General features: G+C 70.1%; 11 protein-coding genes. 6 read left to right on the top strand and 5 right to left on the bottom strand.

Annotated features, from left to right (window positions below; genetic code table 11):
* Positions 1 to 33: 33 nt before the first annotated feature.
* On the bottom strand, positions 34 to 3,477 hold the full coding sequence (locus tag E1293_RS19615) for a bifunctional glycosyltransferase/CDP-glycerol:glycerophosphate glycerophosphotransferase (protein WP_132198880.1): 3,444 nt from the start codon (positions 3,475 to 3,477) through the stop codon (positions 34 to 36).
* Positions 3,478 to 3,696: 219 nt separating this feature from the next.
* Between E1293_RS19615 and E1293_RS19610 the strand changes: the two genes are divergently transcribed.
* Genes E1293_RS19610 through E1293_RS19600 form a run of 3 tightly spaced genes read left to right on the top strand, consistent with a single transcriptional unit; the run spans position 3,697 to position 6,109 of the window.
* Positions 3,697 to 4,143 carry a MarR family winged helix-turn-helix transcriptional regulator gene (locus tag E1293_RS19610; protein ID WP_132198879.1) on the top strand — a complete coding sequence of 149 codons (447 nt, stop codon included), beginning with the start codon at positions 3,697 to 3,699 and terminating at the stop codon, positions 4,141 to 4,143.
* Positions 4,140 to 5,558, top strand: a complete 1,419-nt coding sequence (locus E1293_RS19605; RefSeq protein WP_207938953.1) for an MFS transporter — start codon at positions 4,140 to 4,142, stop codon at positions 5,556 to 5,558. The genes E1293_RS19610 and E1293_RS19605 overlap by 4 nt, the downstream gene beginning before the upstream one ends.
* Positions 5,559 to 5,560: 2 nt before the next feature.
* Positions 5,561 to 6,109, top strand: coding sequence for a cysteine hydrolase family protein (locus E1293_RS19600; RefSeq protein WP_132198877.1), 549 nt, complete (start codon positions 5,561 to 5,563; stop codon positions 6,107 to 6,109).
* Between the two features lie 7 nt (positions 6,110 to 6,116).
* Here E1293_RS19600 and E1293_RS19595 read toward each other — a convergent pair whose 3' ends face one another.
* Complete coding sequence (locus tag E1293_RS19595) at positions 6,117 to 7,571, bottom strand: carotenoid oxygenase family protein (RefSeq protein ID WP_132198876.1); 1,455 nt, start codon at positions 7,569 to 7,571, stop codon at positions 6,117 to 6,119.
* Between the two features lie 75 nt (positions 7,572 to 7,646).
* Here E1293_RS19595 and E1293_RS19590 point away from each other — a divergent pair, with 75 nt between their 5' ends.
* Positions 7,647 to 8,285: a TetR/AcrR family transcriptional regulator gene (locus tag E1293_RS19590; protein WP_165978305.1), complete on the top strand. Its 639-nt coding sequence runs from the start codon at positions 7,647 to 7,649 to the stop codon at positions 8,283 to 8,285.
* Positions 8,286 to 8,308: 23 nt separating this feature from the next.
* Here the strand turns inward: E1293_RS19590 and guaA are convergent, their stop codons facing one another.
* Positions 8,309 to 9,898, bottom strand: coding sequence for a glutamine-hydrolyzing GMP synthase (gene guaA, locus E1293_RS19585; protein ID WP_132198874.1), 1,590 nt, complete (start codon positions 9,896 to 9,898; stop codon positions 8,309 to 8,311).
* 214 nt (positions 9,899 to 10,112) lie between these two features.
* Here guaA and E1293_RS19580 point away from each other — a divergent pair, with 214 nt between their 5' ends.
* Entirely contained in the window at positions 10,113 to 11,072 is a 960-nt protein-coding gene (locus E1293_RS19580) for a zinc metalloprotease (RefSeq protein ID WP_132198873.1), read from the top strand.
* Here the strand turns inward: E1293_RS19580 and E1293_RS19575 are convergent.
* The gene (locus E1293_RS19575) at positions 11,060 to 11,800 is read right to left on the bottom strand and encodes a DNA alkylation repair protein (protein WP_165978303.1); all 741 of its coding nucleotides are present in this window, start codon (positions 11,798 to 11,800) and stop codon (positions 11,060 to 11,062) included. The genes E1293_RS19580 and E1293_RS19575 overlap by 13 nt on opposite strands.
* A gap of 169 nt (positions 11,801 to 11,969) precedes the next feature.
* On the opposite strand from E1293_RS19575, the gene E1293_RS19570 reads away from it, so the two are divergent.
* Positions 11,970 to 12,875: a zinc metalloprotease gene (locus tag E1293_RS19570; RefSeq protein WP_207938952.1), complete on the top strand. Its 906-nt coding sequence runs from the start codon at positions 11,970 to 11,972 to the stop codon at positions 12,873 to 12,875.
* Between the two features lie 117 nt (positions 12,876 to 12,992).
* On the opposite strand, the gene E1293_RS19565 is transcribed toward E1293_RS19570, so the two are convergent.
* Positions 12,993 to 13,415 carry a hypothetical protein gene (locus tag E1293_RS19565; protein WP_132198871.1) on the bottom strand — a complete coding sequence of 141 codons (423 nt, stop codon included), beginning with the start codon at positions 13,413 to 13,415 and terminating at the stop codon, positions 12,993 to 12,995.
* Positions 13,416 to 13,666: the final 251 nt, after the last annotated feature.

The raw sequence follows: 13,666 nt of genomic DNA, 5'->3' as shown, positions 1-13,666 counted from the left end.
TCCGTAACGGGGACTACAAGGGGTTGGCGGGGTTCAGCGGGCCGGCCGCAGGACCCGGTCGAGGACACGGGAGGCGGCGTGGCCGTCGTCATGCGGGCAGTACCTGGCGGCGAAGGCGACGCGGGCGTCCCGATGGCCCGCGTCCAGCGCGGCCGGCTCGCTCAGTGCCTCGACGACCTCCTGCGTGGTCCCCACCAGGGGCCCGGGCGCCTCGGCGTCGAAGTCGAAGTAGAAACCGCGCACATGGTCGCGGTAGCGCTCCAGGTCGTAGGTGAAGAAGACCATCGGGCGGCCGGTGACTGCGAAGTCGAACATGGACGACGAGTAGTCCGTGACGAGCACGTCGCTGATGAGGAACAGCTCGGAGATGTCGGGATAGACGGAGACGTCCATGACGCAGTCGCCCGGATGCAGCCGCGGCCTGTCGGTGACGAGGTAGTGCGTGCGCAGGAGCAGCACATGGTCGCGGCCCAGGGCCGTCCTGAACTTGTCCAGGTCGAACTCCAGGCGGAAGGCGCGCTTGCCGACCGCGTGGTGGAAGTCGTCCCGCCACGTCGGCGCGTACAGGACGACCCGCTTGCCCTCCGGGATGCCCAAGCGCCGCCGCACGGCCGCCGCGATCTCGTCCCGGTGCGGGCTGCTCAGGACGTCGTTTCGCGGGTAGCCGCTCTCCAGGACGTCCCCGCCGTAGGCGAACGCGCGCCGGAACAGCGGCACGGAGAACGCGTTCTGGGCGAGCAGGAGATCCCAGTGGGGTACGTCGTACTCCATCCAGGTGACGCCCTCTGTCCGCTTGTAGGGCATCTCCTTGACGTCGTATCCGAGCTTCTTCAGCGGCGTCCCATGCCAGCACTGCACGTACGTCTGGTCGTCGCGCTTGGCGAACCATTCCTTCTGCGACCAGTTGCCGAAGACGTAGCGCGCGCGGGCGAGTGCCTCGTAGTGCTCGCGCGACCCGGCAAGGACGGTTCTCGCACCCGCGGGCTTACCGAACTGGCCGTTCTCGGTGACCCACACGCACTCGATGTCGGTTCCCCGCCGCCGGAGCTCGTCGTAGATTCCGCGCGGATTGCACGAGTACTGGCGTCCTCGGTAGGCGTCGAACACGGCCAGCTCACGGACGGGCAGGTTCAGGTGCCTCCGGTAGTGCCCGGACCGTATCCGGCTCTGCGCATAGGCCCCGCGTTCGTCGTCGTCCAGGGCCGTCTCTATCCGGAGCTGCAGCTGGTCGGTCTTCTGCGCCCGGACGGTGATCCGGTGCAGGCCCGCCTCGAACGGCTCGGGAAGCTCGCGGAGGGTGTGGCGCCTGACGACGACCGGCTGCTCCTGCCCGCCGACCGTCGCCAGGAAGTCCCAGCGGCCGGACACCAGGGGACGGGACAGCCCGAGGACCGGCATGCGCGCGGGCACGAACTTCGCGGTGAACCGTTCGCCTTCCCAGTGCAGCGTGACGACGTGTTCCTCCGACGACCGCCTCCGCCTGATCGTCAGCGCCTCCGGCCGTCCGACCCGGTCCGAGCACGTGCCCGCCAGGTGCAGGGCCCCGTCAGGCGTCCACGACACGTCGTCGACGGCGAGGACACGGCCGCGGGCGACGATCCGCAGCGTGTTGCGCCGCGTCCTGGCGACCTCCAGTTCCCCGCCCGGAACCGCGAACGCGGTGCCCGCCGGGTCCTCGTCCAGGTACGGGCGGACGCCGCCCGGCAGGCCGATCTCCCAGTCACCGCGCCGCCTGGCGAGCCCGGCGACCGGCAGCCTCGCCCGGAAACCCTCCTCGCCGACGGCGTCGACCGGCCCGACCACCGTGGCGCGGCCCGCCCTCGGGGTGGCGGTGACGCGCGGCTCGTCGCCGAGCGGGGCGCGGCTCCAGCCGTCCAGCCACAGCTCGCCGCCCTCCAGGTGGCAGCCGACGACCGCCGCCGGCGTGCGCCGCACCTGCACCACGAAGCGGTTCTTGGCCGCGACGCCCTGCACGAGCACGCCCGCCGCGCATTCCCGGTCGTCCGGCCACTGCCGCCCGGTGAGCCGCGGGTTCGCGAACGTGCCGCGCCGCCGCAGGCCCCGGTTGACGATCTCCACGCACGGGACCCAGTCGACGTCCCGCCACCGCCCGAACAACCGCAGCGAGGACGGGTCGATCTCCGCGACGAACCCCGACCAGTCGTAGGAGACGGCCGACTGCCGCGACCGGGCGGTCACGTCCGGCCTGCGGACCCGCCGGACCGGGACGCGCATGAGGCCGCGCTTGTTCGACGCCACCAGCCACAGCCGGATGCGCGAACCGTCCTCGGTCGAGGAGTCCAGATGCCGGATGTAGGCGTGGCCCTCGATGCGCAGCCGCCCGTCCACCCAGGTGGCCCGGTCGATCGCCGCCACCGGCCGCAGTTCGTCGGTCACGTCGTACACGTGCGCCGGGACGGCCCGCTCCTCGTCCTCGAAGAACGGGAACTCCGCGTACCAGCGGTGCCGCAGGCCGCGCCGCACCCGCGGCGCGTCCGCCGCCTTCCGCAGCTGGACGAACCGCAGCACCTCCAGCAGTTCCGGCAGCATCCCGCGGCACAGCAGGTGCAGTTGCAGGCGGGTCATCGCGGGCTGGCGCTTCAGGACGCGCGCGCTCAGGTGCCGGGCCAGGCCCGCCCCCATGGCGACGAGTTCTTCGCGGTTCTCGTCCTGCGTCCTGGGGAGCGCCTCGAACAGGACACGAAGCTCGATCGGGACAAGCACGTGCTCGTCGTAGGCGTTGAGAAGCTGGGGCGCGTAGTCGGCCAGACCGTCGCGCACGGCCTGCGCGGACCGCATCCGCTGGCTGATGTTGTCCCAGTCGTAGCGGTCCTCTGTGATGGACCCGGGCCGCTTGCGCCAGTAGTAGACCGTCTCGCTCAGAACGTCCACGGAACGGGCGAGGGCGTGCGCGCGCGCAGTGACGGGCGGGTCCTCGTAGAAGCCGGTGGGGAATTCCAGGCGCGACCGGTTCCAGAACTCACGCCGGTACACCTTGTTCCACGGGGTACGGTCCCGCATGAGCATCGGCTTGGACGACACATGCGTGCGTGAGCACGACTCCTCGAAGACACCCTCGTGCAGGGCCGACTGCCACGTCCGGTCGTCGTCCATCCGCTGGACGTTGCCGGACGCGAGGTCGGACCCCGTCCGCTCAAGGGATCCGACCAGGCGCGCGTAGGCTTCGCGCTCCACGATGTCGTCCGCGTCCGCGAACGCCAGGTACTCGCCCTGCGCGTGCTCCACGCCCGCGTTGCGGGCGGGCCCGGGACCCTCGTTCTCCCGCGTGACAAGGCGGAACCTCGGATCGCGGGCGCACATGTCCTTGGCGATGACGGCGCCGTTGTCGGTGGACCCGTCGTCCACCAGGATCACTTCAAGGTCGCGCAGCGTCTGACCGGAGAGGGACTCCAGACACGCCCGGAAGTACTCCTCGGTGTTGTGGAACGGCACGACGACGCTGAGCTTCGGGGACATGGGGCCTCCTCCTCGCCCCACCGAGCATGGTGACGTTACGCCATCACCTGAACACGCATCGCGATTGCAAGGCCGTCCCCTGACACAGACTTGACCTCACCTAGGCGCCATTGACCGCCGCGTTACGGTCACCCCCGCGGCCAGGGGCTCCCTAGTCGACAGTCTGAGCTGTTCAGCTCTAACTTGACAGGCTGAGCTGAAGAATTTAGCGTGACGGGCATGGTGGAGAGCACCGAATTGTCCGAGACGTCCGTCCAAGCCGCCCGGGAGCTGCGGGTGGCGTTCAGCCGCCTGCGGCGTCGGCTGAAGGAGTCCTACGACGTCGAGGGGCTCACCCCGTCGCAGACGTCCGCGCTCAGCAGGCTCGGCCGGCAGGGCCCCGCGTCGACCAGCGACCTCGCGGCCGCCGAGCGCGTCCGGCCCCAGTCGATGGCCGCCACCCTGTCGGTGCTGGAGGAGCGCGGCCTGATCCGGCGCGACCCCGACCCCGGGGACGGCCGCCGGCTGCTGCTGTCCCCCACCGGCGCCGGGCTCGCGTTCCTCGACGACAAGCGGCGGGCCGGTGAGGAATGGCTGGCCCGCTCGATGCAGGACCGCCTCACCGAACCGGAGCGCCGCCACCTCATCGAGGCGCTCGCCCTGGTGGAACGACTCGTCCAGCCGTGACCTGGCGGACGGCGACGTCCAGGCGGCTCCCCGGCGGGAGCGGCGGGGACCGCTTCGACCGCGGTCTGCTCGCGCCGATGCTGCTCGGCGCCGTCCTCAACCCGGTCAACTCCTCGATCATCTCGGTGTCGCTGATCCCGATCGGCCGGGCGTTCGGTGCGCCGCCGGCGCAGACGGCGTGGCTGGTCTCGGCGCTCTACCTGGCCACGGCGGTCGGCCAGCCCGTGGTCGGGCGGCTGATCGACCTCTTCGGCCCGCGCCGCCTGTACCTGGCCGCGACGGTCCTGACGGGCGCCGCGGGCGTCGTCGGCGCGCTCGCCCCGACGCTGGGCGTGCTGATCGCCGCGCGGGTCCTGCTGGGGTTCGGCACCTGCGCCGGCTACCCCGCCGCGATGTACCTGATCCGGAGCGAGGCCCGGCGCACCGGCCGCGACAGCCCGGCCGGGGTGCTGACCGTCCTCGCGATCGCCACCCAGACCATCGCCGTCATCGGCCCGCCCCTCGGCGGGGTGCTGATCGGCCTCGGCGGCTGGCGGACGACCCTGGCGGTCAACATCCCGCTCGCGGCGGCCGGTGTGCTCCTGGGCGCGCTACGCCTGCCGAGGACGCCGCCGCCCGCACGTCCCGAGGGCGCACGACCGGCCGCCCTGCTGGACCTGCCGGGCATGGCGCTGTTCGCCGGGACGCTCCTCTCGCTGCTGCTGTTCCTGATGGACCCGGCGGTGGGCCGCCTGTACCTGCTCGCCGTCGCGGCCGCGGCGGGGACGGTGTTCGTCGTCCGTGAGCTGCGTGCGTCCAGGCCGTTCATCGACGTGCGCGTCCTCGGCGGCAACCTGCCCCTCCTCGCGACCTACGCCCGCGCCCTGCTCGCCTATGTCGTGTCCTACTCCGTCCTCTACGGCTACACCCAGTGGCTGCAGGAGGGACGTGGACTGTCGCCGTCCCACGCAGGACTCCTCGTACTGCCGCTCTTCGCGACCGGGATCGCCGTGTCCGCCATCACCGGCCGGCACAAGGCGGTGCGCGCGAAACTGCTCGTCGGTGCCATCGGCCAGGTCGCGGCCTGCGTCCTGCTCCTGCAACTGCATTCCGGCAGCCCCGTCTGGCTCCTGGTCGCCGTCACCCTGGTCTTCGGCGTTCCGCAGGGCCTCATCGGCCTTGCGCTCCAGAACTCCGTGTACCACCAGGCCGAGCCGGAACGCGTGGCGTCCTCGGCGGGCCTGCTGCGCACCTCCGGCTACCTCGGCGCCATCCTCGCCTCCTCCGCCACCGCCGTCTTCTTCGCCGAACGCGCCGACACTCCCGGCATGCACGAGCTGACCTGGTTCATGCTCGCCGTCGGTGCCCTCTTCCTGGCCGTGACGGTGGTGGACCGCTCCCTGCGCCACGTCGGCGCATCCTCTGGAAAGGACTGACATTGCCCAATACCGCCCTACTCGTGATGGACGTCCAGAACACCATCGTCGGCCGCGTCCAGGACGACGGTTACCTGCCGCGCGTCACACGCGCGGTCGACGCCGCCCGCGAAGCCGGTATCCCGGTCATCTACGTCGTCGTCGCCCTGCGTCCAGGGCACCCCGAGGTCGACGAGCGGAACGTGACCTTCGGCGGCCTGCCGGCGGACGCCTTCACCGAGGGCGACCCGGGCACCGCCGTTCACCCTGCCGTCGCTCCCCTGCCCGGCGAGACGGTCGTCGCCAAGAAGCGGATCAGCGCGTTCGCGGGCAGCGACCTCGACCTCGTCCTGCGCTCCGGCGGGATCGGCCATCTCGTCCTGGCCGGCATCGCCACCAGCGGTGTCGTGCTGTCCACCGTGCGCCAGGCCGCCGACCTGGACTACCGGCTCACCGTCCTCGCCGACGCCTGCTACGACCCGGACGCCGAAGTCCACCGCGTCCTCACCGAGAAGGTGTTCCCGAGGCAGGCCGCCGTCACCACCGCCGACCGGTGGCACCAGGACGGCTGACGCCTTCTCAGCGGATCGGCAGGCGGTCCGGGTGCGGGATCGGGGCGCCCGGCTCGGCTACGCGCCTCGTGAACGTGCCATGGAAACCGAACGGAATGTGGTGCTTCAACTGGAGCGTGGCGACATGCTCCAGGCCGCGGGCGTCGAGGACGGCGAGCTGCGACCGGTGCTCTGCGCCGAGATACACCACGGTCAGCAGCCACCCGTCGTCCTCGGCGGCGTCCGGCGTGCGAGGCACGAAGATGGGTTCGCCCACGTACGTGCGCGAACCCATCTCATGGACCTCCGTACGGCCGGTGTCGTTGTCGACCTTCAGGACGCTGTCGTACTCGCCGCCGTCTCCCGTCCGCCCGCTCAGGTAGGTGTAGCGGTGCGGACGGGTGGAGCGGCGCCAGTCGTACTGCGGAAGCTCGCCCGACAGTTCCGAGAGCTGCGTCTCGATCACGCGCCCCGACGGCGTGATCCGGTACCGCATGAGCCTGCTGGGCGGGAGCGCGGGGAACCGCGTGCGGAACCCGGTGAGGTCGCGCCGGATCTCCTCGTAGTCGTCGAACAGCACCAGGTCGACGACCGTGTCCGTCCCGTCCTCGAAGGCGTTCGCCACATGGAGGTGGACGAGCGTCTCGTGCTCGACGATCCGCGCAGGGCCGCCATTGCGCGGGACGAGCACGAACCGCGTCCCCTTGTCCGGACGGTGCCGGATCGCGTCGAACATGGGCCCGCCGCTCAGCATCGTGCGCAGGTCGAACATGTACGGATCCAGGACGAACACCATGTGCTCGGTGGTCAGCGCGACATCGTGGTTCCAGGGCATGTTCAGCATCCGCACCCTGGCGAGCCGCCGCATCCGGCCCTGCCGGTCGACCTTCCAGCAGTTCAGTGCGGGAAACGGCGCGAATTCCTGGCCGAAGTTGAACATTTCCCCCGTCACCGGATCCCACTTCGGATGGGCGGAGAAGGCCCTGAGCATCCCCCGGAGCCGCCCGCCGAAGTCATGGATGCCGAGGGTTTCCAGCGTGTCCGGGTCCAACCGGTACGGCGGGCCGCCCTCCCACAGGGCCAGTAGCCGGTCGGCGTGCATCACGACGCCGGTGTTGGCCGCGTTGGCGGGCCCCTTGGCCTTCGCGAAGTTGGTCCAGAACCCGCCGGGGAGCGCCGTCCCGACGCCGGGCCTGCGCGCGCGCCCGGCGACCATGCCGTCCCGGAACTGCGGCGTCCGCACGTAGCGGTTGCGGAACCGGACCTCGCGGCCGTCGAAGCTGAACTGCGAGACCATCCCGTCGCCGTCGAACAGGTGGTGCAGCAGCGTGCGCCCGACCTCCCACTTCCCCGGCCCGATGCGGTAGAGCGTCCCGGTGAGCCCCGCCGGAAGCTCTCCGTCCACCTCGTCGATGACGTAGTCGTGCTCGTGCATCAGCGGCGTGAAGATGTTGACCATGTCCGGAGCGGTGGTCAGGGGCATGGAGGGGCCTCCCCATCTGGCTACACCTGTTTCCAGAAAGGTAGAATCTGGCAACGCGTGTGTCAAGATTGTGCCGTGAGTCCTCGCCCCTACGGCGGCGTCACCGCCGACCGCCGCCGCGCCGACCGCCGCACCGCGCTCCTAGAGGCGGCTCTCGACCTGCTCGCCACGGAGGGCGTGCGTGGCACGTCCCTACGCGCGGTCTGCGCGCGCGCCGGCCTCAACCCGCGCTACTTCTACGAGAACTACACCGACCTCGACGCGCTTCTCACCGAGGTCTACGACCGGATCGTCACCGAGACCGCCGACGCCGCCGCCCAGGGCGTCGCCGCCGCCGGCCCTGGCGCCGACCTCCGTACGACCGTCCGATCCGCCACCCTGGCCGCCCTGGACATGGGCCGCGCCGACCCACGCAAGGCCCGCGTGATGCTCATCGAAGCGTCCGCCAGCCCCGTTCTGCGCGCGCGCCAGCGCGAAGCCCGCCGCCGGTACACCCGGCTCGTCATCGACTACGCCCGGACGTTCTACGACGTCCCGCCGGACGCCGACGCGCAGCTGCACTTCACCGCCACCATGCTGGTGGCCGGCTGGAGCGAGAACCTCATCGCCTGGCTGGACGGGGAGTTGCAGACCACCCCGTCCGCCCTCGCCGACATGTTCGCCGGCGCCGCCGAAGCCCTGGCCGACCACGCCGCCCGCCCTGAGCCAAGGTGAGGCGACCGGTCAGCGAGGCGGGGTCACTCCCACTCGATGGTGCCCGGGGGCTTGGACGTGATGTCGACCGTGACGCGGTTGATGTCGGCGACCTCGTTGGTGATGCGCGTCGAGATCCGCTGCAGGACGTCGTAGGGGAGCTTCGCCCAGTCGGCGGTCATCGCGTCCTCGCTGGTCACCGGGCGCAGAACGATCGGGTGACCGTACGTCCTGCTGTCGCCCTGGACGCCCACGGACCGGACGTCGGCCAGCAGCACGACCGGGAACTGCCAGATGTCACGGTCGAGCCCTGCCCGGGTGAGCTCCTCGCGCGCGATGGCGTCGGCGTCCCGCAGGACGTCCAGGCGTTCGCGCGTCACGGCGCCGATGATGCGGATGCCTAGGCCGGGGCCAGGGAACGGCTGCCGCCAGACGATCTCGGACGGCAGGCCGAGCTGCTCGCCGAGCGCGCGCACCTCGTCCTTGAACAGGGTCCGGAGCGGCTCCACCAACGTGAACTGGAGGTCGTCCGGGAGGCCGCCGACGTTGTGGTGCGACTTGATGTTGGCCGCGCCGGTACCGCCGCCCGATTCGACCACGTCGGGGTAGAGGGTCCCCTGGACGAGGAACTCGACCGGTTCGGACGCGTTCGCCCCACCCTCGGAACCACCTTTGACGATCTCGCGGGCCGCCTCCTCGAAGACGCGAATGAACTCGCGCCCGATGATCTTGCGCTTCTCCTCCGGGTCGGTGACGCCGTCGAGGGCGGAGAGGAAGCGCTCCTGGGCGTCCACGACGTGGAGGTTCACGCCGGTGACGGCGACGAAGTCCTTCTCGACCTGCTCGGGCTCGCCCTTGCGCAGCAGCCCGTGGTCGACGAACACGCAGGTCAGCTGGTCGCCGATGGCGCGCTGGACGAGCGCGGCGGCGACGGCCGAGTCCACTCCGCCGGAAAGCGCGCAGATCGCCCGCTTCGCCCCGACCTGGGCCCGGACGGCGTCGATCGACTCGTCCGCGATGTTCACCATCGTCCAGTTGGGACGGCATCCGGCGCCCTCGTAGAGGAAACGCCGCAGAATCTCCATGCCGTGCTCGGTGTGCAGGACCTCCGGGTGGAACTGCACGCCGAAGAAGCCGCGCTCACGGTCCTCCATGCCGGCGACCGGGGTCACGTCGGTGCTGGCCGTCACCGTGAAGCCGGCGGGGGCGCTGCTGACGAAGTCGCGGTGCGACATCCAGACGGCCTGCTCGTGCGGCAGCCCCGCGAACAGCATGCCCGGGGACGTGACCGCGACGGTGGCGCCGCCGTACTCGGCGACGTCGGAGTTCTCCACCGTCCCGCCGAGGGCCTGCGCCATGACCTGGTGGCCGTAGCAGATGCCGAACGTGGGGACGCCCAGGTCGAACAGCCCGTCCGGCGCCACCGGGGCGCCCTCCGCGTACACCGACGCGGGGCCGCCGGACAGGATGATCGCCTTCGGCCGCCTGGCGAGCATCTCCGCCGCCGGCATGGTGGACGGCACGATCTCGCTGAACACATGGCACTCGCGCACCCGCCGCGCGATCAGCTGCGCGTACTGCGCGCCGAAATCGACGACGAGGACGGTGTCAAAGGACTGGTCTGCGGCCACCAACTAAGCCTTTCGCACGGCCGGAAGGGCCTCCCAGTCTACGGGCCGCTGCCTGCGCCGATGCGCGCACCCCGGACAGGGCCATCACATGGTGCGATCCTCCGATAACGGTCGGCATCCATTTACCTTGATCACACTCGCGACAGGACTTCACTCTGATACCTGTTGATGACGCCCTGTGTTCCCTACGTCCGCAAGCGACCTCCCTAGGAGTGCCGTGAAGCTGCTCGCCACCGCCGCCCTGCTCGCCGCCGTCGTCCCCGCCACGCCGTCCGGGCCCTGGGCGGGCGCCAGGCACGAGGACCCCGGCGCCAGGCACGGCACTCCTGGCGACTGCGCGCATCCGGAGGCGAGGTTGCGCACGGGTACTCACGGCACGGAGCGCAACGAACTGTCCCCTGCACAGGCCGCCACCGTGGAACAGCACCTCAACCGAATCCTGGACGGTCTCCACCTGACCCCGGCGAACGAGACGGACGGAGTCTCAGATGGCGCCGACCTGCGCAAGGCTGCTCAGATCAGCGTTCCCGTCTACTTCCACGTGCTCCACGACGGCGCAAAGGGAAACGTGTCCACAGCGGAGATCAAGCGCCAGATCAGCACGTTGAACGCGTCCTACGGGGGACGGAACGGCGGAGCGAACACCCGTGTCTCCTTCAAGTTGAAGACGGTGAGCCGCACCGACAACGCGGCCTGGTTCAGCGACCCGGAACGGTACGAGGGGACGTACAAGCCGAAGCTCCACAAGGGCGGCAAGGGCACGCTGAATCTCTACAGCGCCTACATCGGCGGCGATCTGCTCGGCTGGTCGACGTTCCCGTGGAAGTACAAGTCCGACCCCAAGATGGACGGGGTGACCGTCCACTACGCCAGCATGCCGGGCGGATCCATCGAGCACTTCAACAAGGGGTTCAGCGCTACGCACGAGGTCGGGCACTGGCTGGGGCTCTACCACACGTTCCAGGACGGCTGCACCGGCAAGGGCGACCGGGTCTCCGACACCCCCGCCGAGCGCGACCCCACGAACGGCTGCCCGTCCGGCAAGGACACCTGCCCCGCGCAAGGCAACGACCCCGTGCACAACTACATGGACTACAGCTACGACACTTGCATGACGTCGTTCACCGCCGGGCAGGGCTCGCGCATCCACAAGGCGTGGACGGCCTACCGCGCTTGATCTGCCGTCTGGCCTTTGATCCTGGCCACATCTGCGGCCGGCAGGTGACGGACGGCCTCGCGTAGCGTCACGCCCGAGATCGTGTCGATTCGGGGCTCGACCCATGCGGTCACCCAGGCGGGGTCCTTCTTGGACAGCTCCCGCAAGACCCACCCGAGCGCTTTGCGGATGAAGAACTCGCGTTCGCCTATGAGCGCGTCGCCGTAGCGGTCGATCCTGCCCAGATCCGGATCCCCTCCCCGGACGCCTGGTAGCAGCGCCAGCAGGGCGGTACGCCGTATCCACATGTAGGGGTCGGCGACCCATGCGTCCAGGGTCGCCGCCAGGTCGGGATACCGGACGACCAGTACGCCTACGACCTTCTCTGCCAGGTGGTCGACGTACACCCAGCTGGCCGAGTCGCGTATGAGCTCTTCGGCAAGCCGCAGGTCCCGTGGCTCCAGCAGCACGGCCCGCTTCGCAAGGACCTCGCCCGCCGCGATACGCGCCTCGTGCACAGGACGGCCCTCTTGGGTCACGTCCCAGAACGTCCGGGCGAGGGCGACCAGGTCGTCCCGTGTGGGCTTGCCCTTGACCGTGGACACCGCGACCTTGCGCAACGCCGGGACGGGCACGCCGATGTGGACGAAGTCGCTTTTCAGGTAGCGCTTCTCATACTCCGCACGCGCCGGATCCGCCTGCGCCCGCAACTCCGCCAGGACCCGCGACGCCTCACCCTCCACGTCCATGCGGGACACGCTACGCCGTCGCGCTATGGCGCCGAATTCAGCGTTACCCGTCCCTGTTCGTCCAGGTTTGCTAAAGACGTGACGTTTATTCGCATCCACCCTGGTTCCAGCGATGACTCCGCTCCCACGCGCGCGCTCCCCCGCTCGCGCCGCACCCCCAAGGAGTTCCATGAAACGCGCCGGAATCGCCGCCGTCCTCGGCATGGCCGCCGCCTTCACGGCCTACGCGCCCGCCACGGCAACCGCCGGCCTGGCCGCGCCGTCCGCCCCGTCCACACCGTCCACCAAGTGCGCCGACCAGCCCGCCCAGGCCCGCGTCCGCGCCGGGGCCCACGCCACCGAACGGAACCAGCCCGGAACGGCCAAGGTCGCCGCGATGGAGAAGGACTTCCACGACCGCCTGGGCAAGCTCAAGAAGGTGAAGACGGCGGCGGCCATGACCGTCCGCGTCCACTTCCAGGTCGTCTACGGCAGCGCGGGCAACGTGTCCGACGCGACCGTGCAGAAGCAGATGGACGTCCTCAACGACGCCTACTCCGGCAGCGGCGTCACGTTCACCCTCGCCGAGACCAAGCGCACCCAGAACGCGTCCTGGTTCTCCGACCCCGAGGGCAACGAACGCCAGATAAAGAGCTCCCTGCACACCGGCAACGCGCAGGACCTCAACCTCTACACGGCCGACCTGGGCAGCAGCCTCCTGGGCTGGGCCACGTTCCCGAGCGACTACAACTCCCAGCCCGCGATGGACGGCGTCGTCATCCACTACCAGAGCCTGCCTGGCGGCTCACTGGGCAACTACAACGAGGGCGACACCGCCACCCACGAGGTCGGCCACTGGATGGGCCTGTACCACACCTTCCAGGGCGGCTGCAGCGGCCAAGGCGACCAGGTCTCCGACACGCCCGCCGAGCAGAGCCCGGCCTCAGGCTGCCCCACCGGCCGCGACACCTGCTCCGCCCCCGGGGCCGACCCCATCCACAACTTCATGGACTACAGCTACGACGCCTGCATGAACGAGTTCACGACGGGCCAGACCTCGCGCATGCAATCCCAGTGGAGCGCCTACCGAGCCTGACCTTTCGGGCGTCCGGCGCCACCCGGCGCCGGACGCCCGTCAGACCTCTGGCCGAACGTGCAGGCGGTCGCCACGGCGGCATGAGCGACATCGCCTCCAGGCGATCCGTCGCCGCCGCTACGGGGCGAGACAGTCAGACACCTTCATGTGCCAGGCGCGCATGAGCGGTTCGGGAGCCGGACGTGCACAGGGGTCATATGCGCCGTCCACCATGGCCACCGTCCAGCGTCCCTTGGGCGCGCGCCTGGTGAAGGCCGTTCCGGCGTCGGTGTTCTTAGCCGGACTGTCGCGGTACCAGAGGGCGAGCACGGCGTAGTAGCGCCGGCCGACCCTTCCATAGTGCGCGCCCTTCTCATCCACGACGAGATCGCGGTAACGGCCTGGGTTGTGTTCGCGCTCGAAGAGCCGGGCCAGTTCGTCCCTCAGCTTCGCGCTCATAGAAAGCACCTGCGGCCGCTCGTCGCCCCGCGCATCGCCGCTGGGCAGGGCAAGAAGGAGAGGCGCGCTAAGCGCCACGATCAGGGGGATGGCCATACGCATGCCCGAACCCTAGACACACACGAACCACCGCCCCTCCAGCCCGCACAAACGGCGAGTCTCCCCCATTCACGGCATTACCGGCTGCCCGACTCGCCTGGGCGGACGCCGAGATATCCACAGAACCGCGTTCTACTTCCGCGGGCCTCCCACGAATTCGACAATCGCTGAGAGTCGAGTCGGGGAGGCTTCCGTGTCAGGTGAAGGCGCGTCAGGTGGGGGCGGGTCAGGTGATGTCGACGATGGGCAGGGTC

Origin of the sequence: Actinomadura darangshiensis, assembly GCF_004349235.1 — a bacterium.
In the GTDB taxonomy this organism is placed as follows: Bacteria; Actinomycetota; Actinomycetes; order Streptosporangiales; family Streptosporangiaceae; genus Spirillospora; species Spirillospora darangshiensis.
Note: the sequence above shows the minus strand (reverse complement) of the source record. Positions and strands in the feature narration are given on the sequence as shown.